Annotated in this window: 17 protein-coding genes and 1 tRNA gene; 11 read left to right on the forward strand and 7 right to left on the reverse strand. The window is 70.2% G+C overall.

All coding sequences use genetic code 11. From position 1 onward, the window contains the following. The 10 genes from pta to mqo all read left to right on the forward strand — a co-directional run bounded on the left by pta (nt 1) and on the right by mqo (nt 14801). Nucleotides 1-2130 carry a phosphate acetyltransferase gene (gene pta / locus F6J84_RS03690; RefSeq protein WP_150971480.1) on the forward strand — a complete coding sequence of 710 codons (2130 nt, stop codon included), beginning with the start codon at nt 1-3 and terminating at the stop codon, nt 2128-2130. Beyond that, nucleotides 2127-3347, forward strand: coding sequence for an acetate/propionate family kinase (locus F6J84_RS03695; protein WP_150971482.1), 1221 nt, complete (start codon nt 2127-2129; stop codon nt 3345-3347). Before pta ends, F6J84_RS03695 begins: the two co-directional genes overlap by 4 nt. Nucleotides 3348-3435: 88 nt before the next feature. Continuing rightward, a complete protein-coding gene (locus F6J84_RS03700; RefSeq protein ID WP_150971484.1) occupies nt 3436-4161 on the forward strand; it encodes an HAD family hydrolase in 726 nt (241 codons plus the stop codon). A 64-nt stretch (nt 4162-4225) separates the two neighbouring features. Beyond that, on the forward strand, nt 4226-6751 hold the full coding sequence (locus F6J84_RS03705) for a glycoside hydrolase family 65 protein (protein ID WP_150971486.1): 2526 nt from the start codon (nt 4226-4228) through the stop codon (nt 6749-6751). Between the two features lie 56 nt (nt 6752-6807). After that, nucleotides 6808-8943, forward strand: a complete 2136-nt coding sequence (locus tag F6J84_RS03710; protein ID WP_150971488.1) for a DNA polymerase III subunit gamma and tau — start codon at nt 6808-6810, stop codon at nt 8941-8943. After that, on the forward strand, nt 8943-9536 hold the full coding sequence (gene recR / locus F6J84_RS03715; RefSeq protein WP_150894673.1) for a recombination mediator RecR: 594 nt from the start codon (nt 8943-8945) through the stop codon (nt 9534-9536). Before F6J84_RS03710 ends, recR begins: the two co-directional genes overlap by 1 nt. A gap of 10 nt (nt 9537-9546) precedes the next feature. Beyond that, nucleotides 9547-10476 (forward strand): DMT family transporter, encoded by a 930-nt coding sequence (locus F6J84_RS03720; RefSeq protein WP_238702585.1) that lies wholly within the window; start codon nt 9547-9549, stop codon nt 10474-10476. A gap of 218 nt (nt 10477-10694) precedes the next feature. Next, on the forward strand, nt 10695-11981 hold the full coding sequence (locus F6J84_RS03725) for an aspartate kinase (RefSeq protein WP_150971490.1): 1287 nt from the start codon (nt 10695-10697) through the stop codon (nt 11979-11981). Between the two features lie 189 nt (nt 11982-12170). After that, entirely contained in the window at nt 12171-13241 is a 1071-nt protein-coding gene (locus F6J84_RS03730; RefSeq protein WP_150971492.1) for an aspartate-semialdehyde dehydrogenase, read from the forward strand. 102 nt (nt 13242-13343) lie between these two features. Then, complete coding sequence (mqo, locus tag F6J84_RS03735) at nt 13344-14801, forward strand: malate dehydrogenase (quinone) (protein ID WP_150971494.1); 1458 nt, start codon at nt 13344-13346, stop codon at nt 14799-14801. Between the two features lie 44 nt (nt 14802-14845). Here the strand turns inward: mqo and F6J84_RS03740 are convergent, their stop codons facing one another. Next, nucleotides 14846-16075: an RNA polymerase sigma factor gene (locus F6J84_RS03740; RefSeq protein ID WP_150971497.1), complete on the reverse strand. Its 1230-nt coding sequence runs from the start codon at nt 16073-16075 to the stop codon at nt 14846-14848. A gap of 6 nt (nt 16076-16081) precedes the next feature. Then, on the reverse strand, nt 16082-16507 hold the full coding sequence (locus tag F6J84_RS03745; RefSeq protein WP_150971499.1) for a YciI family protein: 426 nt from the start codon (nt 16505-16507) through the stop codon (nt 16082-16084). 94 nt (nt 16508-16601) lie between these two features. Between F6J84_RS03745 and F6J84_RS03750 the strand changes: the two genes are divergently transcribed. Next, on the forward strand, nt 16602-17246 hold the full coding sequence (locus F6J84_RS03750; protein ID WP_150971501.1) for a thymidine kinase: 645 nt from the start codon (nt 16602-16604) through the stop codon (nt 17244-17246). Between the two features lie 9 nt (nt 17247-17255). On the opposite strand, the gene F6J84_RS03755 is transcribed toward F6J84_RS03750, so the two are convergent. From F6J84_RS03755 to F6J84_RS03775, 5 genes are all read right to left on the reverse strand, one after another. Then, nucleotides 17256-18023 carry an HAD-IIB family hydrolase gene (locus tag F6J84_RS03755; RefSeq protein ID WP_191905741.1) on the reverse strand — a complete coding sequence of 256 codons (768 nt, stop codon included), beginning with the start codon at nt 18021-18023 and terminating at the stop codon, nt 17256-17258. Between the two features lie 83 nt (nt 18024-18106). Next, a tRNA-Pro gene (locus tag F6J84_RS03760) sits at nt 18107-18180 on the reverse strand. Between the two features lie 56 nt (nt 18181-18236). After that, entirely contained in the window at nt 18237-20735 is a 2499-nt protein-coding gene (locus tag F6J84_RS03765; RefSeq protein WP_150971503.1) for a hypothetical protein, read from the reverse strand. A 101-nt stretch (nt 20736-20836) separates the two neighbouring features. Next, nucleotides 20837-21772 (reverse strand): metallophosphoesterase, encoded by a 936-nt coding sequence (locus F6J84_RS03770; protein ID WP_150971505.1) that lies wholly within the window; start codon nt 21770-21772, stop codon nt 20837-20839. Next, nucleotides 21769-24324 carry a transglycosylase domain-containing protein gene (locus F6J84_RS03775; RefSeq protein ID WP_150971507.1) on the reverse strand — a complete coding sequence of 852 codons (2556 nt, stop codon included), beginning with the start codon at nt 24322-24324 and terminating at the stop codon, nt 21769-21771. Before F6J84_RS03775 ends, F6J84_RS03770 begins: the two co-directional genes overlap by 4 nt. Between the last annotated feature and the right edge of the window lie 67 nt (nt 24325-24391).

Raw genomic sequence — 24391 nt, forward strand, 5'->3', positions numbered from 1 at the left:
GTGGCGCACAGCATCATGATCACGTCCGCCGAAGGCAATTCGGGTAAGTCCACGGTCGCCCTGGGGGTGCTCGAGGCCCTCAGCCATGCCGCGGCGCGGGTCGGGGTGTTCCGGCCGATCGCGCGCTCCACCGTGGAGCGCGACTACGTGCTGGAGATGCTCCTGGAGCACGACGGCGTGGATCTGTCCTACGAGGACTGCATCGGCGTCACCTACGACGACGTCCACGCCGACCCGGAAGCGGCGCTCGCGCGGATCGTCGAGCGATTCAAAGCCGTCGAGGCGCGCTGCGACGCGGTGGTCATCATCGGCAGCGACTACACGGATGTGGGCAGCCCGGCCGAGCTCGGATACAACGCCCGCATCGCCGCGAACCTCGGCGTGCCGGTGCTGCTCGTGCTGGGCGGGAGGTCGCAGCACACGCGGAGTGAGCAGCTCGGGATGAGCGACCCGCGCACGCCCGAGGAGATGGGTCAGATCGCGACCCTCGCGCTGCTCGAACTGCGCACCGCGCGTGCGGAACTGCTGGGGATCGTGGCGAACCGCGTCGATGCGGACGCACTGGAGGCCACGATCTCGGAGATCCGGGTCTCGCTGGAGCACACGCCCGCCCGGGACGCGCCGGTGTGGGCCCTTCCCGAGGACCGCCTCCTCGTGGCCCCCTCGATGCGGGGCGTCCTGCGTTCGGTGGACGGGGTGCTCGTCAAGGGCGACCCGGAACTGCTCACCCGCGAGGTCTACGGGGTCGTCGTCGCCGGCATGTCGATGGTGAACGTGCTCCCGCGCCTCACCGAGAGCTCGGTCGTGGTGATCCCGGCCGACCGCACCGAGGTGCTCCTGGCGACGCTCCTCGCGCACTCGTCCGGCACCTTCCCCTCGCTCGCGGGCATCGTCCTGAACGGTCCGTTCCCGCTCCCGGAGGACATCGACCGTCTCATCGACGGACTCGGCTCGACGCTGCCGATCGTCGCCACGGACCGCGGCACGTACGACACCGCCGTGCGCATCATGAGCACGCGCGGACGTCTCGCCGCGGATTCGCAGCGCCGGTACGACACGGCCAGGGCGCTGTTCGAGATGCACGTCGACGCGGACGAGCTCACCCGGCTGCTGGGGCTTGCCCAGCCGACGGTCATCACCCCGATCATGTTCGCCTACCGGCTCATGGAGCGGGCCCGCGGGGACCGTCGCAGGATCGTGCTGCCGGAGGGTGAGGACGACCGCGTGCTGCGCGCCGCGGCGACGGTGCTGACCCTCGGCATCGCCGACGTGGTCATCCTCGGTGACGAGGAGGCCGTGCGCGGCCGGGCACGGGAACTCGGCATCGACATCGCCGGCACGCAGATCGTCAGTCCCTTCGAGCCGGAACTCGTCGCCCGCTTCGCCGAGGAGTACACGCGGCTGCGGGCGCACAAGGGGATGACGCTCGACCGCGCCGCCGACACGGTCACGGACCCGTCCTACTTCGGGACGATGATGGTGCACCTGGGGCTCGCCGACGGGATGGTCTCCGGGGCGGCGCACACCACGGCCCACACCATCCGGCCGGCCTTCGAGATCATCAAGACCCGGCCCGGGGTGTCCGTCGTCTCGAGCGTCTTCCTGATGGCGCTCGCCGATCGGGTGCTGGTCTACGGCGACTGCGCCGTCATCCCGGATCCCACGGCGCCCCAGCTGGCCGACATCGCCATCTCGTCCGCGGCCACCGCGGCCGCCTTCGGAATCGAACCGCGCGTGGCGATGCTGTCTTATTCGACCGGCGAATCCGGTTCCGGGGCCGGGGTCGAGAAGGTCCGGGAGGCGACCGCGCTCGTGCGGGAACGCGCCCCCCGGCTGCCGGTGGAGGGCCCGATCCAGTACGACGCGGCGGCCGACGCGGCGGTGGCATCCCAGAAGATGCCGGACTCGGCCGTCGCCGGGCGGGCGACGGTGTTCGTGTTCCCCGATCTGAACACCGGGAACAACACCTACAAGGCCGTGCAGCGCTCGGCCGGCGCCATCGCGATCGGCCCGGTGCTGCAGGGACTCAACAAGCCGATCAACGACCTCTCCCGCGGCGCACTGGTCGACGACATCGTGAACACGATCGCGATCACCGCGATCCAGGCGCAGGAAGAGGCCTCCGCATGAGCGTCGTACTCGTCGTCAACAGCGGTTCATCGTCGTTCAAGTACCAGCTACTGGAGACGGAGGACGAGCGCGTGCTCGCCTCCGGGCTCGTGGAGCGTATCGGCGAGGAGTCCGGGCGGATCAGGCACACCGTCACCTTCAGCGGGGTGGGACCCGCCGCGACGGATGCGGAGTACTCGCGGGACGTCGCCATCCCGGACCACACCGAGGGCTTCCGCCAGATGCTGGACGCATTCCGCACGTACGGCCCCTCGTTGAGCGAGGTTCCACCCGTCGCGGTCGGCCACCGCGTCGTGCACGGTGGCGCACGGTTCTTCGAACCGACCCTCATCACGCCGCTCGTGGAGATCAACATCGACGAGCTGTCGGCGCTGGCGCCGCTGCACAATCCGGGCGCGCTGCAGGGCATCCGGGCGGCCGAGGCAGCCTTCCCCGACCTCGCGCACGTCGCGGTGTTCGACACGGCCTTCCACCAGACGCTGCCGCCGGCCGCCTACACGTACGCCATCGACCGGCGCCTGGCCGAAGCCCACCGCATCCGCCGGTACGGCTTCCACGGCACCTCGCACAAGTTCGTCAGCGAGGCCGCGGCGCGCTACCTTGACCGCCCCCTCCAGGACCTCACCCAGATCGTCTTCCATCTCGGCAACGGCGCCTCGGTCACCGCCATCGACGGCGGACGCTCGGTGGAGACGTCGATGGGACTGACTCCGCTGGAGGGACTCGTGATGGGGACGCGATCGGGGGACATCGATCCCGCCGTCCTCATCCAGCTCGCCCGGCGCGCGCATCTGTCGATAGACGATCTCGACGACATGCTCAACAAGCGCAGCGGCCTGCGGGGACTCGCCGGAGTGTCCGACATGCGCGACATCGTGCAGCGTGTCGACGACGGCGATCCCGATGCGACCCTCGCCATGGAGGTGTACCTGCACCGGCTGCGCGCCTACGCCGGTGCCTACCTGGCGCAGCTGGGCGGGGTGGACGTGATCTCCTTCACCGCCGGAGTGGGCGAGAACTCCCCCCGCGTGCGTGCCGGTGCCCTGGAGACCCTGGGGTTCGCCGGCGTCGAGATCGATCCCGAGCGGAACCGGGCACGCGCCCGGGGAATCCGGGTGATCTCGACCGACGCCTCCCGGGTCGTGGTGCTCGTGGTGCCCACGAACGAGGAGCTCGAGATCGCGCGACAGACCATGGAGGTCGTGGACGCGCTGTGACGGCACGGCCCGATGATCCCGCCGGACGCTCCTGCCGGCTTCCCTCACGGCCAGTACGCTGGCCGAACCCGCTCCCACTGGAGGTCACATGACCGATCTGCCCGACCTTGCACGCTTCGACGCGGTCCTCTTCGACCTCGACGGGGTCCTGACCCCGACCGCCGAAGTGCACATGCACGCGTGGCAGACGATGTTCGAGGATCTCTTCCGCGCATGGCGCATCACCCCGCCCTACACGGAGTCCGACTACTTCGAGTACCTCGACGGTAAGAAGCGCTACGACGGGGTCGCCAGCCTGCTGCGTTCCCGCGACGTGGAGGTGCCCTGGGGTGAGCCGGCCGACCCGCCGACGGCGGACACCGTGTGCGGCATCGGGAACCGCAAGAACGAGGTGTTCGCGCGCGTGCTGCGCGCCGAGGGGATCGCCCCCTACCCGGGATCCCTCGCCCTCGTCGATCGGCTGCGGGCGGCGGGCGTGCCCATCGCCGTCGTCTCCAGCTCGAAGAACGCCGAGGAGGTGCTGGCGGCCGCCGGCATCCGGGACAGGTTCGACGTCGTCATGGACGGGGTCATCGCGGAACGGGACGGACTGGCCTCGAAACCCGCACCCGACGTGTTCCTCGAGGCGGCCCGGATGCTGGGGGTGGAGCCCGCCCGCAGCGCCGCCGTGGAGGACGCCCTGAGCGGCGTTCGCTCCGCCTCCGCCGGCGGGTTCGCCCTCGTCGTCGGCGTCGACCGGGGAGTCGGCGAGGCGGCTCTGGTCGATGCCGGCGCCGATGTGGTCGTCGACGACCTCGCCGCGTTCGTAGACTGATCGTCGCGCCCGCACCCTCCACCGCGACACCCCGCCTGACATCCCCTGCGGAAGGCAGTTCTCCATGATGGATCGAGACCGGTTCCCCGTCGACCCCTGGCGTCTCACCGAACGCTGGTTCGACATCGACACGACCGGTGTCAGCGAGACGTTGTTCACCGTCGGCAACGGGTATCTGGGGCTTCGCGGCAACCAGCCCGAGGGACGCTTCGCGCACGAGCACGGCACCTTCATCAACGGCTTCCACGAGACGTTCCCCATCCGGCACGCCGAGCAGGCGTACGGGTTCGCCGAGGTCGGTCAGACGATCATCAACGCGCCCGACGCGCAGGTCATGCGGGTGTACGTCGACGACGAGCCGCTCTCGTTCGACGTCGCGGACCTGCTCGAGTACGAGCGCACCCTCGACATGCGCGACGGCGTCCTCCGCCGCGACCTGCTGTGGCGGACTCCGTCCGGCAAGCAGGTGCGCATCGCCTACGAGCGCATGGTGTCGTTCGAGGAGAAGCATCTCGCGGTGATGAACCTCGAGGTGACCGTCCTCAACGCCGACGCCCCGGTCGCGATCAGCTGCCAGATCATCAACCGCCAGGACGGCGAGGACGTCTACGGCGGGCGTCCCTCCCACAAGGCGAAGGCCGGTTTCGACCCGCGCAAGATCGAGAAGCTGCGCGAGCGCGTGCTGCAGCCCCGGGAGCACTGGCAGGAGGGTGAGCGCTCCGCCCTCAGCTATCAGGCGACCGAGTCCGGCATGACGATGGCCGTCGCCGCGGACCACCTCATCGTCACCGACAACGAGTTCACGATGCGCTCGCTCATCCAGCCGGACATCGCGAAGAACATGTACCGCGTGCAGGCGGAGGCGGGCGTGCCCATCCGCCTCACCAAGCTCGTCAGCTACCACTCGTCCCGCGGCGTGCCGACGGCCGAGCTCATCGACCGCTGCCGCCGCACCCTCGACCGTGCCCGCAGCGAGGGCGTCTCGGTGCAGTTCGAGAAGCAGCGTCGCTGGCTCGACGGCTTCTGGGAGCGCTCGGACGTGCGCATCGCCGGGCACGACGACATCCAGCAGGCCACCCGCTGGTGCCTGTTCCAGCTGGCGCAGGCCGCAGCTCGTGCCGACGGCCTGGGCGTGCCGGCCAAGGGCGTCTCGGGTTCCGGCTACAGCGGGCACTACTTCTGGGACACCGAGATCTACGTGCTCCCGTTCCTCGCGTACACGACCCCGCAGTGGGCCCGCAACGCGCTGCGGATGCGGGTGCACATGCTTCCCGCCGCGCGCCGGCGGGCGTTCCAGCTCAATGAGGTCGGCGCGCTGTTCCCGTGGCGCACCATCAACGGCGAGGAGGCCTCGGCCTACTACGCGGCAGGTACGGCGCAGTACCACATCAATGCCGACGTCAGCTTCGCGCTCGCGAAGTACGTGCGTGCCACCGGGGACGTCGACTTCCTCTACCGCGAGGCCGTCGACATCGCCGTGGAGACGGCGCGGCTGTGGACGACGCTCGGGTTCTGGCGCGATGAGAAGGACGGCGAGGACTCGTTCCACATCCACGGCGTCACCGGGCCGGACGAGTACACCACCGTGGTCAACGACAACCTGTTCACGAACGTGATGGCGCGTTTCAACCTGCGCTTCGCCGCCCGCACGGTGCGCGAGATGGAGTTCGAGGCGCCGGAGGAGTACCGCCTCATGTCCGACCGCCTCGGGTTCGACCCGGAGGAGGCGGATGCCTGGGAGAAGGCCGCCGAGGCCATGCACATCCCGTACAGCCCCTCGCTCGGCATCCACCCGCAGGACGAGGTGTTCCTCGACCGTGAGGTGTGGGACCTGGAGAACACGCCCGATGAGCAGCGGCCGCTGCTCCTGCACTTCCACCCGCTGGTGATCTACCGCTACCAGGTGCTGAAGCAGGCGGATGTCGTGCTCGCACTGTTCCTGCAGGGCAACCACTTCACGGACGAGGAGAAGCTCGCCGACTTCGAGTACTACGATCCGCTGACGACGGGCGACTCGACCCTGTCGGGCGTCGTGCAGTCGATCCTCGCGGCCGAGGTGGGCTACCAGGAGCTCGCGCTCCACTACTTCCTCGATTCGCTGTTCGTCGACCTCGCGGACCTCCACCAGAACGCCGCGGACGGCGTCCACGTCGCCTCCGCGGGAGGCGTCTGGACCTCCCTGGTCAGCGGCTTCGGAGGCATGCGCGACCACTACGGGGCGCTGACCTTCGACCCGCGCCTGCCGGCGGACTGGCCGGAACTGTCGTACCCGATCACCTGGCACGACACGCGCCTGCGGATCCGCCTGCGCGCCACCGAGATGATCGTGACCGCGAACGAGGACGGCAGCCCCGTGTCGTTCTCGGTGCGCGGCGTCTCGTACACCGTGGCTCCCGGCGACGAGATCGTCGTGCCGCTCGCCTCGCAGGGGCCGGTGCGCCCCGGCCGCCCGTCGCTGCGCATGTTCGCCGACGCCCGGCGCGAGGACGGCACGCTCCTGTCCGTGTCCGTGCCCACCCTCACCTCGGCCATCCCGGTGGTCGCGGGCGGCGCAGCGGAGGACGATCCGGAGGCGCCGGTCGACGCCTGACCCCTCCCTGCGGTGCCCGCTGACCGGATGTCGCGGGCACCGCATAGGCTGGGTGGGTGACAACAGCCCTGTACCGCCGATACCGACCCGAATCGTTCGGCGAGATGATCGGCCAGTCGCAGGTCACCGATCCGCTCATGACCGCCCTGCGCGGCGACCGCATCGGACACGCCTACCTCTTCTCCGGTCCGCGCGGCTGCGGGAAGACGACCTCGGCACGCATCCTCGCCCGCTGCCTGAACTGCGCCCAGGGACCCACGGACACGCCGTGCGGTACCTGTGACAGCTGTGTCGAGCTCGGACGCGGCGGCGGCGGTTCGCTCGATGTCGTCGAGATCGACGCCGCGAGCCACAACGGCGTCGACGACGCGCGCGATCTGCGCGAACGGGCGATCTTCGCCCCGGCTCGGGACCGGTTCAAGATCTTCATCCTCGACGAGGCGCACATGGTGACCCCGCAGGGGTTCAACGCCCTGCTGAAACTCGTCGAGGAGCCCCCGGCGCACGTGAAGTTCATCTTCGCGACGACCGAGCCGGAGAAGGTGATCGGCACGATCCGATCCCGTACCCACCACTATCCCTTCCGGCTGGTTCCGCCCGCCGCGATGCTCGAGTACGTCCAGACGCTGTGCGAGACCGAGGGCGTCTCGGTCGAGCCGGGGGTGCTGCCGCTCGTCGTGCGCGCCGGCGGCGGGTCCCCGCGCGACACGCTGTCGCTGCTCGACCAGATGATCGCCGGATCCGAGGACTCCGCCGTGGGGTACGAACGAGCCGTGGCCCTGCTCGGCTACACCCACGCCGCCCTGCTCGACGAGGTCGTCGAGGCGTTCGGTGCGAACGACGCCGCCGCCGCGTTCGCCGCGGTCGATCGCGTCGTGCAGACCGGACAGGACCCGCGCCGGTTCATCGAGGACCTGCTGGAGCGCCTCCGTGACCTCATCGTCATCGCCGCGACCGGTCAGGGAGCCGGTTCCGTGCTGCGCGGCATCCCGGCGGACGACCTGGAGCGGATGTCGCGTCAGGCCGGCGCCATCGGCACCGCGCGGCTCTCCCGCATCGCGGACACCGTCATCGCCGCGCTGGACGAGATGACCGGCGCGACCTCGCCCCGGCTTCAGCTCGAGCTGATGGTCGCCCGCGTCCTCGCGCAGGGTGCGCCGGCGGCTCCGGCGGCTCCGGCGGCTCCGGCGGAGCCGCTCGTCGTGGCCGCGCCGGCGGTCGCCCTTCCCCCGGCGGCACCCGCGCAGGTACGGGAGCCCGCCGCGCCGGCGGCCGTGCGGGAGCCCGCCGCCCCCGCGCCCGCGCCCGCCCCCGTGCCTGCACCCGTCCCGCCCGCCCCCGCGCCCGCCGCGGTCGCGCAGGAGCCGGCCGCGCCCGAGGCTGGACCCGCGGTGCCGGCGGGACCCGTGACGCTGCAGCGCATGCGCGACGCGTGGCCGGAGGTGCTGGCGCGACTGGAGACGATCAGCCGCTCGTCGTGGTTGATCGCCACCGTTGCGCGGGTCGCCGGTCTCGACGGCGACATCCTGACCCTGTCGTTCCAGAGCCAGGGCGACGTCGCGGCGTTCAAGAAGCGCACGGCGGGCGCCGGGCCCAGTGAGGATCTGCGCCAGGCGATCCAGGGCGTCCTCGGCATCCGCGTGAAGTACATCGCACGTCACGACAACGACGAACCCGGCGGTCCCGGCGGTGCGGGCGGTTCCGGAGGATCCGGCGAGACCCCTCCGGCGCCGCGAGCGACGCCCCCCGCGGCCACCGCACAGCCGGAGCGGCCCTCGTCATCCGCGCCGGTCACCGACTGGGCGGTCGCGACCATCCCGAGCGATGCGCCCGCGGAGGTCGCCTCGGGCCCGGGGATCACGGCGCCGGTCGCCGGGCAGTTCCCGGTGGACGACGAGCCCGAGGACGCCGCCGCGGCCGTCCCGCAGCGGACGCTCACCCTCGAACCCGCTCGCGAGGGCGCGGTGCTGCCGTCCGCCGAGGTCGCCCCCTCGTTCGAGCCCGAGCCCGATGACCCCGCTGACGAGGAGACCTACCCGGTCGACCTGCCCGCGCCCGCGGTGACCGTGCCGCCCGTGCGGCTGAGCGCGCCCGCCGGCATCCAGCGGTACGGCGAGGCGGTCATCCGGCAGGTGCTCGGCGCGCGCTTCGTGCGTGAAGAGCCCTTCGAACGACCCACGAGGTTCGCCTGATGTACGACGGTATCGTCCAGGACCTGATCGACGAGTTCGGCCGCCTCCCCGGCATCGGCCCCAAGTCCGCGCAGCGGATCGCGTTCCACATCCTCCAGACGCCGAACTTCGACGTGTCGCACCTGTCGAAGCTGCTCGGCGAGGTGCGTGAGAAGGTTCGTTTCTGCGAGATCTGCGGCAACGTGTCCGAGCAGGACCGCTGCTCGATCTGTCGCGATCCGCGCCGCAACGAGGCGCTCATCTGCGTGGTCGAGGATGCCAAGGACGTGGCCGCGATCGAGCGCACCCGGGAGTTCCGCGGCCGCTACCACGTCCTCGGCGGTGCCATCAGCCCGATCGCGGGCGTCGGGCCGGACGACCTGCGCATCACGCAGCTGATGCAGCGACTGGCCGACGGGAGCGTGCAGGAGGTCATCCTCGCGACCAACCCGAACCTGGAGGGCGAGGCGACGGCGACCTACCTGAGCAGGCTGCTCACCACGCTCGAGATCCGGGTGACGCGTCTCGCGTCCGGCCTGCCCGTGGGCGGCGACCTCGAATACGCCGACGAGGTCACCCTCGGTCGCGCGTTCGAGGGCCGCCGCGTGGTGTGAGCACCGCCACGTGAAGGCGGTGGCTCAGCGCATCGGCGCGCGCGGCTGGATACTGTTCGGCGCGATGGCGCTGCTGTGGGGCGTGCCCTACCTGCTCATCAAGCAGGCCGTCGAGTCGTTCTCGCCGGCCGCTGTGGTCAGCGGCCGCACCCTGCTGGCCGCGCTCATTCTGCTGCCGTTCGCGCTGCGCCAGGGGGCGCTGCGCCCGGCCTGGGGCAAGGTCGGGTGGGTGCTGGCGTTCGGAGCGGTGGAGATGGCCGGCCCCTTCCTCCTGCTCGGACACGCCGAGCAGACGCTGCCGTCGGGGCTCACCGGGCTGCTCGTGGCCACCGTCCCGCTCTTCGCCGCGCTCATCGCCTTCGGCGGCGGCGACCGCTCCGTGTTCCGACCGTCACGGGCGATCGGGCTGTTCGTCGGGTTCATCGGCGTCGCGGTCATCGTGGCGGGACCGGGCCTCGCCGTTGGCTCCCAGGGGCTGCTCGCCGTCGGTGAGGTGCTGCTCGTGGCGGTCCTGTACGCCGTTGCGCCCTTCATCGTCGCGCACAAGCTCCAGGGTGTGCCCTCGCTCGGCACCGTCACGATCGCGCTCGGCGCCGTGGGGCTGTTCTACCTGCCGATCGCCCTGCTGACGCAGCACGAGGTGCCGACGCTCTCCAGCACGGTGTCGCTCGTGGTGCTGGCGGTGCTGTGCACGGCGGTCGCCTTCATCGTCTTCTTCGCGCTGATCGCACAGGTGGGGCCCGCTCGTGCGCCGCTGTTCACCTACGTCAACCCGATCGTGGCCATCCTCCTCGGCGCCGCCGTCCTGGGGGAGGAGATCACCCTCGGGCTGCTCATCGGCTTCCCGCTCGTCATCCTCGGATGCTGGCTCGCGGCGACCGGCGGCTCGTTGCGGCTCCGTCGTCCGCGCGGCGGCATGCCACCGGTGGCGCCGGGCTGACACCCCGCGCTCTCCGCGGAGCACTTCGACCAGCGCGCACGAGCCTCCGGGTCCCGATCCGGCAACCGCCCGTCCGTGCCGACCACCGTCGGGAGAGTGGGAAGACGCATGCCGGGGCCGTTACGCGGGCGACCGTAAGATGGACAGTTGGCGCGGCATCCGCCCGCCGCACGCCGCCGGGCGGCTACCGCCGGCGCACATCTTCCGGGAGTGACATCGTGGCGTTGATCGTGCAGAAGTTCGGCGGCTCGTCCGTCGCGGACGCCGAGAGCATCAAACGCGTGGCCAAGCGCGTCGTGGACACCCGCCGCGCGGGGCACGACGTCGTGGTCGCGGTGAGCGCGATGGGGGACACGACCGACGAACTCCTCGAGCTCGCCGGCCAGGTCGCCCCCATCCCGGCGCCGCGGGAGCTGGACATGCTCCTGTCCTCGGGCGAGCGGATCTCGATGGCACTCCTCGCCATGGCGATCCACTCGATGGGCTTCGAAGCCCGGTCGTTCACCGGCAGTCAGGCCGGGATGATCACCGATGCCACGCACGGTGCCGCCCGCATCGTCGACGTCACGCCGGTGCGGCTGCGCGAGGCGCTCGACGAGGGCGCGATCGTCATCGTCGCCGGTTTCCAGGGGTTCAACCGGGACACCCGGGACATCACGACCCTCGGGCGCGGCGGCTCCGACACGACCGCTGTGGCTCTCGCCGGAGCGCTCGAGGCCGATGTCTGCGAGATCTACAGCGATGTCGACGGCATCTTCACCGCCGACCCCCGCGTCGTCCCCAAGGCGCGCAAGCTCACCGTCGTCTCCTCTGAGGAGATGCTCGAGCTCGCCGCGAACGGCGCGAAGGTCCTGTACATCCGTGCCGTCGAGTACGCCCGGCGGCACGGCGTCACCATCCATGCGCGGTCCACGTTCTCGTTGAGCGAAGGCACCTTCGTCGTCGAGAAGGACAAGATGGCCGCGTACACCCCCGAGGGAGACCCCATGGAAGAGCCGATCGTCGCCGGTGTCGCCACCGACCTCAGCCAGGCCAAGATCACCGTCACCGGCGTTCCGGACGTTCCGGGCAAGGCCGCCGAGATCTTCAAGATCGTGGCGAAGTCCGGGGCGAACGTCGACATGATCGTGCAGAACGTCTCTGCCGCCAACACCGGGCGCACCGACATCTCGTTCACCCTGCCCATGTCAGACTCCGCCACGGCGCTGCGCGCGCTCGCCGCCGAGCAGCCCGAGGTGGGCTTCGTGAGCCTCGTCCACGACGATCAGATCGGGAAGCTCTCGGTCGTCGGCGCCGGCATGCGCACGCATTCGGGCGTCTCGGCGACGCTGTTCGAAGCGCTCAGCACGGGCGGCATCAACATCGAGATGATCTCGACCTCGGAGATCCGGATCTCCGTCGTCCTGCGTGCGGACGACATCGCGGAGGCGGCCCGCATCGTGCACACCGCCTACGGCCTGGACGGCGACACCGACGCCGTCGTGCACGCCGGCACCGGGCGCTGACCGCCCCTTCCCGCTCGTCCGCACGCCCCCGACCGCTGGGGGCGTGCGGCGTTTCCGCATCCCTCCGGGCGGGTCCGGAGCGCACCGTGACGGCGGCGCGGATGGCGTCTCCCGCGCCACGGTAGAATCGGGCAACCCCGCGCCCCGTCCGGATCCGGATGCCGCGCGCACGAACCCCAAGGAACTCGCATGACCCGCATCTCGGATTCAGGTATCTCCCTCGCCGTCGTCGGCGCCACCGGCCAGGTCGGGACGGTCATGCGCGACATCCTCATCGAGCGGGACTTCCCGATCCGCGAGCTGCGGCTGTTCTCGACCGCCCGGTCCGCGGGCACCGCCATCGACTTCGCCGGTCACACGGTGATCGTGGAGGATGTGGCGACGGCCGACCCGGACGGGATCGACATCGCGCTGTTCTCCGCAGGGGCCACCGGTTCCCGCGCGCACGCGCCCCGCTTCGCGGAGGCGGGCGCCGTCGTCATCGACAACTCCAGCGCCTGGCGCAACGACCCCGACGTGCCGCTGGTGGTGAGCGAGGTGAACCCGCACGCGATCGCGGACCGGCCCAAGGGCATCATCGCCAACCCGAACTGCACCACGATGGCGGCCATGCCCGTGCTCAAGCCGCTGGATGCCGCCGCCGGGCTGGAGCGCCTGATCGTCAGCACGTACCAGGCCGTCTCCGGCTCCGGCCTCGCCGGCGCGCAGGAGCTCCTCGGCCAGGTCGAGGGAGTGCTCGCCCAGGGAGATGTCCTGCGCCTCGTGAACGACGGCTCCGCGCTCGACTTCCCTGAGCCGGAGAAGTACATCGCGCCGATCGCGTTCGACGTGATCCCCTTCGCCGGCAACCTCGTCGACGACGGGGACAACGAGACCGACGAGGAGAAGAAGCTCCGCAACGAGAGCCGCAAGATCCTCGAGCTGCCTGAGCTGCGCGTGGCCGGCACCTGCGTGCGCGTGCCGGTCTTCACCGGCCACTCGCTGAGCATCCACGCCGAGTTCGCCCGCCCGATCAGCCCGGAGCGTGCGCGCGAGGTGCTCTCCGCGGCGCCCGGCGTCGTCCTCGAAGAGGTCCCCACGCCGCTGCAGGCGGCGGGCAAGGATCCGAGCTTCGTCGGACGGATCCGTGCGGACCAGTCCGCGCCGGAGGGTCGGGGGCTGGTGCTGTTCATCAGCAACGACAACCTGCGCAAGGGTGCGGCATTGAACGCCGTGCAGATCGCGGAGCTCGTCGCAGCCGGCCTCGGCGCCGACGCCTGAGCGGACCGATCGCTTTCCGCAGCGTCAAGAACCGCGCACTTTGACCCGATGGTAGGGGGTGCGACGGTCAGGGGTGCCCGGGACGAGAACTAGACTTGACGGGTGACCGAAACCGTCGACGTCCTCCTCATCGGTGGCGGCATCATGAGCGCCACCCTCGGGACCTTTCTGCAGCAGCTCCAGCCCGACTGGAAGATCTCCCTCTACGAGCGCCTCGGTGAGGTGGCGGAGGAGAGCTCCAACGCGTGGAACAACGCGGGGACCGGGCACGCGGCGCTGTGCGAATTGAACTACATGCCCGCCGCCGCGGACGGCTCGGTGGATCCCACCAAGGCCATCGCGATCAACGAGCAGTTCCAGCAGAGCCGGCAGTTCTGGTCGAGCCTCGTCGAGCGGGGCGTGCTGGACGCGCCGGAGACCTTCATCAACTCGGCTCCGCACATGACGTTCGTCCGCGGGGAGAAGGATGTCGCGTACCTGAAGACCCGGTACGAGGCGCTGAAGAAGGAACCGCTGTTCGAGGGCATCGAGTACAGCGAGGACTCCCGCGTCATCAACAAGTGGGCCCCTCTGCTCATGCAGAAGCGCCGCGTCGGTGAGCCGTTCGCGGCGACCCGTGTGCCCAGCGGCACGGATGTCGACTTCGGTGCGCTGACGCGTCAGCTGGTCGCGAAGCTGAAGGACAACGGCGCGGAGGTCCTCACCAACCGCGAGGTGAAGAACCTCAAGAAGCTGAAGGACGGCACCTGGCAGGTCTCCTACCGGAACACGGTCGGCGGGACCCCGGGCCGGGTCAACGCCCGGTTCGTGTTCGTCGGCGCCGGGGGATGGGCGATCAAGCTGCTGCAGAAGTCCGGCATCCCGGAGATCAAGGGCTACGGCGTCTTCCCCATCGGTGGTCAGTGGCTGAAGACCAGCAACCCGGCGATCGTGGCGCAGCACAAGGCGAAGGTCTACTCGCGGGCCTCCGTCGGCGCGCCGCCGATGTCGGTCCCGCACCTGGACGCGCGCGTGGTGGACGGGGAGAGCTCGCTCCTGTTCGGACCGTTCGCGACGTTCAGTCCGAAGTTCCTCAAGACCGGCCGGATGTGGGACATCGTCTCCCAGGTGCGCCCGTCGAACATCGGCAGCATGCTGAAGGTCGCGGTGACGAACTTCGACCTCGTGAAGTACCTGGTCAGCGAACTGCTCAAGACCCACCCCAAGAAGGTGCAGAGCCTCCAGGAGTTCATGCCGACCGCGAAGGCCGAGGACTGGGAACTCCTCCAGGCCGGGCAGCGCGCGCAGGTGATGAAGGGCGGGAAGCTCCAGTTCGGCACGGAGGTCGTCGCCAGTGCCGACGGGACGATCGCCGGCCTGCTCGGCGCGTCCCCGGGCGCGTCCACTGCTGTCTCGATCATGCTGGGCCTGCTGAAGTCCGCCTTCCCCGACCGCATGGCGGACTGGGAACCGGCGCTGACCGAACTCATCCCGAGCTACGGGTCGACGCTCAACCCCGACCCGGATGCGGCGGCGTCCTCGCTGAAGCGTACGGCAGAGGTCCTGCACCTCCCCGCGTAGCGCCGCGCGGCGCTCGCGCGCGGTCTCGAGCCGCGGGACCGGGTTCACGGGCGGAGGGCGTCCGCCTTCGCGCGCAGCACGGCGCTCTCCCGTTCGTTCGCGGTGAGCCCGGCGGCGGCCAGCAGCTCGGAACGCGCCTCCTCGGTACGCCCCAGTCTCGTCAGCAGTTCGCCGCGGACACTCGGCAGCAGGTGCGACCCGCGCAGCTGATCCGCGAGCCCGTCGACGATGCGCAGCGCCGTCGCGGGACCGGTCGCCATGGCGACCGCGACGGCGCGGTTGAGCTCCACCACAGGGCTCGGGGCGATGCGCCCGAGGGCCTCGTAGAGGATGACGATGCGTTCCCAATCCGTGTCCGCGACGCTCGGGGCGACCGCATGGCAGTGCGCGATCGCGGCCTGCAGTGCGTAGGCGCCGCGTCCGCCGCCGAGTGCGTCCGCACGCGCCAGGGCCCGTGTGCCGCGGGAGATCTGCGCCCGGTCCCAGCGGCTGCGGTCCTGGTCGTCGAGGAGGACGGGCGTCCCGTCCGGCGCCACGCGTGCGGCGAACCGCGAGGACTGGAGCTCCATCAGCGCGGCGAGTGCGTGCGCCTCCGGCTCGTGCGGGACGAGGGTCGCCAGCATCCGGCCGAGGCGAAGCGCCTCGTGCGCGAGGTCCGCGCGGATCCAGTGGTCGCCGCCGGTGGCCGCGTAGCCCTCCGTGAACAGGAGGTAGACGACGCCCAGGACCGCGGACAGCCGCGCACGCCACTCGGCGGGCTCCGGCGTCTCGAACGGCGCGCGGACGGCCGCCAGCGTCTTCTTCGCCCGGGTGATCCGGGCCTGCACGGTCGGTATCGGCACGATCAGCAGCCGCGCGATCTCCCGGCTCGTGAGGCCGCTCACCACCCGCAGCGTCAACGCGATCTGCGATTCCCGGGAGAGGGACGGATGGCAGGCGATGAACACGAGCCTCAGCACGTCGTCCTCGATGGGCTCCCACTCCGGCGGCGTCGTCTCGTCGAGGTCGTGCGCCATGGCCCGGTAGCGTTCGTCGAGCGCCGCCCGGCGCCGCCAGACGTCTATCGCCCGGCGCTGCGCGACCGCGGTCAGCCACGCTCCGGGATTGCGCGGCACGCCCGAATCCGGCCAGCGCTCGAGCGCTTCCACGAGCGCCTCCTGGGCCAGGTCCTCGGCGAGACCGACGTCGCCGGTCTTCCTGATGAGCGTCGCGACGATGCGCGCGCTCTCGATCCGCCAGACGGCGTCGACGGCGCGGCCGATGTCTCCGCTCACGACGGATCACTCCCGCGTGGAGAGCTGTTCCCGCCAGGTCTTCTCCTTCTGCACGTACTCGTTGTCGGCGTAGTCCGCGAAGTCGGACTCGTCGGTCATCCGGCGCACTTCGATCTTGTTGCCGGGTCCGAGCGGTGCGCGGGACGCCCACTCGATCGCCTCCTCGCGTGTGCTGGTCTCGACGGTCCAGAAGCCGTTGAACAGCTCGTGCGTCTCCCCGTAGGGGCCGTCGGACACCACGGGGGCATCGGCGGTGAATTCCACGACGGCGCCCTCGGCCGCATCGGTCAGACCGTCCCCGCCGAGCAGGACACCCGCCTTCATCATCGATTCGTTGTAGGCGCCCATCGCGTTGAGGACCGCCTCGAAGTCCATGTCGGCATAGTCCTGGGTGGAACCGCTGTTGCGCATGATGAGCATGTACTTGGCCATGATGTGTCCTCCTCGATTCGTGGGCCGCGTCGCGCCCCTTCACTATGACGTCGTACGGGCCCGGGCGGAATCGACAGGCCCGTAGAATCTGTAGGTGGCCAAGCTGTATTTCCGTTACGGGGCGATGAACTCCGGCAAATCGACAGCTCTGCTGCAGGCCGCGTACAACTACGAGGAGCGCGGCCAGCACGTGCTTCTGGCGAAGCCGACCATCGACACCAAGGAAGCGGATCACGTCTCGAGCAGGCTCGGGATGAGCCGCGAGGTGGACTTCCTCATCGGTCCGGATGCGTCGTTGCGGACGCTCTTCGCGATGCACCGGGAACGGGCGCGCGCCGCGGCCGCGGAGACGCTCCTGCCGGATGCCGGAGAGGGTGCGGACGTGGCCTGCCTCCTCATCGACGAGGCGCAGTTCCTCACCCGGGAACAGGTCGATGATCTGCTCCGGATCGTCGTGATGGACCGGGTCCCCGTGCTGGCCTACGGGATCCGCACCGACTTCCGTACGGAAGCGTTCCCCGGCTCCCGGCGGCTCATGGAACTGGCGCACAGCCTCGAGGAGCTCAAGACCATCTGCCGCTGCGGGCGCAAGGCCGTCTTCAACGCCCGGCTGGTGGGCGGGCGTTTCGTGTTCGACGGCGACCAGGTCGCGATCGACGAGCTCACCCCGGAGCGGGTCACCTACGAGTCGATGTGCGCGGAGTGCTACCTGAGTGAATCGGGCGGTCGACTGGGCTGAGCCCGGCGGTCAGCGCGGGGGGAGGGTCGGGAGCAGATCCTCGAGGAACGCGGCGGTGTCCTCCCACCCGGTGACCGCGTGACAGGCGACGCCCATCGCGAGTACCGGGTAGTCGTTGCCGTCCGGGTCGAGCCGGTCGCCGACGAAGAGCATGTCCTCGAGCGGGATGCTGGTCTGCTCGGCGAGCTGCCGCATGCCGTAAGCCTTGTCGATCCCGCGATGGGTGATGTCCACCGAGGTGGATCCACCGGAGCGCACCTCGAGGTCGGGGAGGCGGGCGGCCACGGCCTCCCGGAGGGTGTTCTTCTTGGCGCCCGTCGGGTCCCAGGCGGTCTTCGCGTCCAGCGGCGCCTGCTGCCCCAGTGCGGAGAAGGTGATCTGGGATCCGCGGTCCTCGAGGATCTCTCCCCAGGTCGTCTCCTCCCAGAGGCCCAGCCGTCGGGCCTCCTCCTCGACGGCGGCGAGCGCCCGGGACTTCTCGTCGTCGGTGAGGGCATGCGCGTACACGGTCTCGATGCCGTCCGCCCCGATGCGGTAGTACTGCGTTCCGCAGGTGGGCAGCAGTTGCAGGTGCGACAGGGTGTCGGGGGAGGCGTCGGGCAATCGTTCGACCACCTGGGAGCGGAACTGCGCGAGCTGACCGCCGGAGATGATCGCCACCTCGACGCGCGATGCGAGATCGAGCAGGAGACGCGCCATCCGCGGGTCCACCGGGCTCTTGGACGGGGCGAGCGTGTCGTCGAGGTCGAAGGCGATGAGCTTCGGAGTCTGAGGCAAGGCGGGCTCCCGGGCGTCCGGCGGAGGACCCAGTGGTCCTTGGAGTGACGAAAGGCTCCGCCTTTCGGCGGAGCCTCCTCGCGTCGGGGTGACAGGATTTGAACCTGCGGCCTCTTCGTCCCGAACGAAGCGCGCTACCAAGCTGCGCCACACCCCGTGGCAACCCTCCGAGTCTACCCCAGCATGGCCTCCAGCTCCGAATCGAGCCCCCGTTCAGTGCGTCTCGGGAGTGGCGGCGCTCGTGGCCGACGCAGGACGCCGCCGCGCGCCGGCCGCGACCAACAGCCCCGCGGCGACCAGGACGGCGCCCAGGCCTCCCACCACCCGCATCGGCACGGGCGGGGTGGCCGCCCCTGTCTCGGCGAGGACGTCGACGTACGTGGTCTCGCCGTCCTCCCCGCAGGTGCCGGTGTGCAGGACGACGGGCTCGGCGTCGGGGGAGACACGTGCCCGCAGTTCCGCTATCCAGTGCTTGGCACCCGGCGTCGAGGACCGTACCTCTGGCGAACGGTATTCGCCGTCGCCGGTCACCGGCACAGCGGCGGTCGTCTTCTCCAGGTTCGCGGGAGTGCAGATCGGACGCTCGTCCGCCTCGGTGTGGAAGAGGGAGAAGACGACCTCTGCGTCGACGCCTTCGCCGAGCCCGGTGATGACCGCGGAATCGTGGAACGGCGCGTCGAGCGCTGCCCGTTCGACGGCGCGGGTGGTGAGACCCGGACGTTCGACCATGGTCGTCTCGTTCTCCAGCCCGCACGCCCCCTCGGCGAGCAGGCGCGGCTCACCGCCTTCGGGCGTGTACCAGAGTCGTTCGATCCAGTAATGGGCGCCTGGATGGTGCAGCCGCACTCCGGGCGAGAGGAATTCACCGGCGGCGGTGACCGTGATGGGTGTCGCCGAGGTGTCGGCCACGAGTGAGTCGGGCGTGCAGGCGTCCGCCGGCGCGACGCCCTCGGTGCCACGGTGGAGCTGGAAGGTCAGCGTGGTGCTCCCGGTGGCCGGGATGGGGCCGGTGACGATGGCCGTGTCGGTGGCCTCACCGCCCCAGCCCACGGTCGCGAGGGCGCGCGTCTGCACAGTCGGCAGGGGAGCGCGGGTCGTCTCGGCTTCGACCCCGCATGCGCCCTCGTGCACGAGCCGTCCTTGGGCGTCCACGGCGCGCTCGCGCCACACGTAGGTCCCGAAGTCGGGCGCTGCCGGCCCCTCGATCCGCGTCCGCCCGGGTGCGGTGATGTGGACGGGTTGAGCCGGGCCGGCCCACAGCAGGTTCTCCGGGGTGCAGGCGTCAGCCTCCGGGACTCCGTCCGGCACGCGGTGGACGGACGCCGTGAGGTGCAGGCCGTCCGCCGGCAGTACCCCTGAGACGATGAGGTCATCGGTCAGCGGTGCCCCGACCGCCACGACCGGCTCCGCCTGCGAGGAGACCGCGGTCAGCATCGTGATCTGGGTCTGCTCGCCGAACTGCTCCTGCCAGCGGTATCCCTCCTCCAGCGCTGCGACGGTCTCCGCGTGCTGCCCGTCGGCGTCGATCTTCCAGACCGCGGTGTAGAACCCGGAACCGGGGAGCGGTTCGTCCGATTCGACGCGGTACGGGGCCGTGGGTCCGACCGCCCCGTCCGTCGTGGCCTCCAGGGTGGCCACGACCTCGGCGTCGGCGGGGACCTCCGGGGTGAGGAGCGGTTCCCGGTCGGTGCGGTAGAGCGTCGCCGTGGCGCGCACGGGAAGATACCCCTGCTCGGCGGCACGCGGCCAGGCCCCCCGTGCGCTGAGGAACGTGACGTCATCCACGTAGCGGCCCGACGGGATGTACCGGTGCGCCACCTGCGTCGTGACGACAGGGGCGAAGGTCGTCTCCCTCGGGGTCGCATCCTCGCCCGCGACGGGGAACTCCGTCCTGCCTGCGGGGCCGGCGGTGTCCTGACCTCCGGCGGTGGTGAAATGGTGCACCGCGGGCCGGAATCCTCCCTGGAACGTGCCCGAACCACGGACGGTGACGGGCTCGCGTCCGGTCGTAGGGGTGGCGGTGAGGGCGTAGGCCTGCCCGACGCGCGCGTCTTCGAGGGTGGCTTCGCCGGTGTCGGTGAACACCGCGTGCTCCAGGGTGAGGGTGCCCCTGGCGTCCGGTTGATCGGCGATCACCGTCACCGTGCCGAGCAGGGGATCCGAGGCGTCCGTGGTGAACTGCAGCGCTCCCGACGCGGTCTGCGCGCCGACGGGCATGGCCATGCCCTCTGCGTAGTACGCCTCCGCGAGGTGCTGAACCGCGATGCTGTGCGCCGGAGCGATGTGCCGGAAGACCCAGTCGACGGCACCGGCCAAGCTGTCCCCGGGGTAGCCGAACGTGTGCAGCGCCGTCTCGCGGTCGGCGATGGCTTTGACGGCCCAGCCGACTCCGGCTGCCTGCACCGGGTCGGTGGTCTGCCCGTACGTGCTGATGAGCATGTTGATCGCCGTGAGACGCTGGGGATCCAGTCCCGCCGCGTCCGTGCTGATGCCGTGGTCCTGGCTCTCGCCCGTGGGCAGGGGGAGTCCGGGGAAGATGCAGTAGGTGTGGATCCCGTCGACGTTCATCGACCCGTGCCAGCCGAATCGGGTGGACGGACCCCACTCACCGAAGCCGCTGCCGGGGGAGGCCGCCTGGGCCGGCCGGGTGGCGACGAGCCCGGCCACCACGAGGGCCGCGATGATCAGGAGGGCGGGGAGCACGCGTTTCATGCCTCCAGCGTCGGCCGCGCGCGGCCCGATCACCGGCCGGGCCGTGCGAATGTGTGCCGAACGCGGGCTGGGCGTGCCTGTGGAGGAGGTGTTGTGGCGCGTCAGTCCCGCGGCAGGAGCGTGAGGAGCGTGACCTCCGGGCGGCATCCGAATCGCACCGGGGCGTAGATGGAGTGTCCGATCCCCGCGCTGACGTTCAGCGGGACGTCGCGTCCGCCGTGCGACCACGTGCTGAGCCCACGGGCCTGATCCAGGGGGATGTCGCAGTTCGCGACGAGTGCCTTCGACGAGAGGGGAATGCGGACCTGACCGCCGTGGGTGTGCCCCGCCAGGAGCAGATCCGCGCCAAGATCCGTGAACCTGTCCAGCACCCGGCGGTACGGGGCGTGCGTGACGCCCAGGACCAGGTCGGCGGATCCGGCGTCGCGCTGTTGCACGCGCAACGGCGGCAGCGCATCCAGGTCGTCCCAGTCACGGTGTGCGTCGTCCACCCCGAAGGCGTCGATGCGCAGGCCCGCCACGTCCAACGTGGCTGCGGTGTTGTCGATCCCGGTCCAGCCGAGCTCATCGCTCAGGTAGCGGTCGAGGGAACCGGTATCCATCTGCGGGACCGTGGGATCCTTCTCCGAAGGTCCCATGAAGTACCGCAACGGGTTGCGCGGTGTCGGAGCGTAACGATCGTTCGATCCGTGTACGTAGACACCCGGGATGCCGCGCAGACCGTCGAAGGCGTGCCGGAGACCCGCCAGGCCGTCGGCATGGCCCAGGTTGTCGCCGGTGTTCACGACGAGATCCGGCTCCAGGGCGGCGAGCGTCGCCATCCACTCCTGCTTGCGGTGCTGCCAGGGCGCCATGTGGGCGTCGGAGACGTGCAGGACGCGCAGGGGGCGGGAGCCGGGCGGCAGGACGCGCACGTCGTGCTCACGGACGGTGAACAGGTACCGTTCGATCCCCACGCCCCAGACAGCGGCTCCGAGGCCCGCCGCCCCCACCGCCGTCACGGCGGCGAGGGCGGCGCGGGAGGCGCCCGGCGTCACGGTGCGCAGGTGTCTCTGGCGTAGTCCACCGTGATCTGCGCGCCCTTGTTGGCGGCGGTTCCGGCGGCGGGACTCGTGCCCAGCACCTTCGTCTCGTTCGGCTTCAGGTCCTTGTCCTCCGTGCAGGCGCCCAGCCCCACGTTGGTGAACCCTGCGGCGGCGAGTTGCTGCTGCGCGTTCTGCACGGTGCCACTCACGGACGGGATCGTGCCGCCCTGGCCGTTGCTGGGGTTGATCGTGATGGTCGATCCGCCGGCGGCCTGCCCGGACGGGTTCTGCGCGGCCACGACGTCGGTGGCGGCATCGGAATCGACCGGCTCGCCCACAGTGACGGTGAATCCGGCGTCCTCGAGTCGGGCCTGCGCCTCCTCGACGTTCATGCCGACGACGTTCGGGACATCGCGCAGCACGGTCTTGGTGAGGTTGCCTGCCGGTGCAGGGAAGGCGTTGCCGCCGTACAGGTCGTTCGCCGCGCCCTGGATGTTCCGGGCGATGGCGTAGCGCATGTTCGAGAGCTGGTACCCGTTCGCGGACCGGTTGAACAAGCTGACCTCGCCGGTCGAATTGCCGACCCAGACGGCGGTCGCGACGGCCGTGCTGGACTCGATCATCCAGGACTGCCATCCCTCGTGCGTTCCGGTCTTGCCGATCACGGGGACGCCGTCGTACGGGTTCGCCCCGGCACCGGTTCCGCCGTTCATCACGCCGCGGAGGGCGTAGGCGGCCGTGGCCGCGACCTCGGGGGTGAGGACCTGCTCGCAGGTGCGCTCCGGCTTGGGAAGCTCGTTGCCGTTCGCATCGGTCACGCGGTCGATGACCTGCGGCTGGCAGTAGATGCCGTTGTTGGCGACCGTGGCGTATGCACCGGCCATCGCCATCGGCGACACGTTGTCGGATCCGATGACCTCGTTGGCGACAGTCATCGGGATCGGCTGACCATTGCCGAGCGTCACGCCCATCTTGCTGGCCACCTTGCCGATGTCGCAGAGGTCCAGCTGCTCGGCCATGGCGAGGTATCCGGAGTTCAGGGACGCGGAGGTGAACTGCATCGGGGTGCCGGTGTAGCCGCCGACGTTCCCGAAGTTGCCGATCCGGTCACCGCCGTAGTTCACCCAGTCGCCGGAGCACGAGTTGGTCATGCGCGGGAAGACACGGTTGCGGCCGTTGAGCACCTCGTTGACGGAGCGGCCCTGCTCGAGCCAGTCGACGAGAGTGAAGATCTTGAACGTGGATCCGGCGTTGAACCCGCCCGACTTCCCGAACTTCTGGTCGCCCGCGTACACGAGGGCCGAGTAGTTGGGGTCCGACGCGAGGGAGGCGTCCTCACTGAACTGGGTGTTCTGCGCGATGGAGAGCACGCGTCCCGTGGACGCCTCGATGTTCACCGCGGAGGCGCCGAAGGACATGCCCTCCATGGAGCTGGGTGCGATGTCGGCCATCGTGGCGGCTGCGGCGTCCTGGAGGCGCCAGTCCAGCGTGGTGTACACCTTGAGGCCGCCGCGGCGCAGCGCGAGCTGCCGGTCCTCGCTCGTCTCGCCGAAGGCCGGGTCGTTCTTGATGACCTCGACCACGTACTGGCAGAAGTACGGGGCGATGGTGCCGGCGCACCCCTGCGCCGGGTTCGTGATGTTGGGGGTGATCGGCTCGGCGACGGCGGCGTCGTGCTGCTCCTGCGTGATCTTCCCGTCATCCAGCATGCGGTTCAGCACATACGTCTGCCGCTTCTTGGTGAGCGCGTAGCCGTCCGCGGCCCCGTTGACCTCGTTGTTCGGCTGATCGATGCGGTACGTGTTGGGATTCTGGACGATGCCGGCCAGCACGGCGGCCTGACTCAGGCTGAGGTCGCTCGCGGGGACGCCGAAGTAGTGGCGCGCCGCGGCGTCGATGCCGTAGGTGATGCCGCCGAAGTTGGCGATGTTGAGGTAGCCCAGCAGGATGTCGTTCTTCGAGTACTCCTGCTCGAGCTGGACGGCGTAGCGCATCTCCTGGAGCTTGCGCTCGATGCCCTCCGTGCCGCTGGAGTTGGTGGCCTCGATGAAGCAGGCCTGCTTCTCCTCTTCGCCGACGGCGTCCCACTCGCACTTCTGGATGAGGATGTTCTTCACGTACTGCTGGCTGATCGACGACCCGCCCTGCGTGCTCGCGCCGCCCTGCAGGTTCGACAGCACGGCACGGGTCGTGCCGATCAGGTCGACGCCGCCGTGCTCGTAGTAGCGCGGGTCCTCGCTGGAGAGGATGGCGTCGTACATGACCGTCGCGACCTGGTCGAAGCCGACCGGTGAGCGGTTCTGGTCGTAGAACGACGCCATCTCGACGTACTCGCCGGTGTTCGGGTCGTTGACCAGGAGGGTGGTCGGCTCCATCAGATCCGAGATCTCGAGATAGCTCGGCATGTTGTCGAACATCGTGATCGCGCTCGAGGCTGCGGCTCCGGTCACGGCGATCGCCGGGGTCACGGTCGCGGTGATGAGAACACCGGCCACCGCGCTCAGACCGACGAGTCCGGCGAAGCCGGAGAGCACGCCGGTGGCTGTGCGTTTGGTATCGGGCATAGGGTGATCGTAAGCCAGGATGCTGGGGGATCACCCGACATGCCCCGGTTCGTCTGGTATCCGCACG

The sequence above is a fragment of the Microbacterium caowuchunii genome (assembly GCF_008727755.1).
Taxonomy (GTDB): Bacteria; Actinomycetota; Actinomycetes; order Actinomycetales; family Microbacteriaceae; genus Microbacterium; species Microbacterium caowuchunii.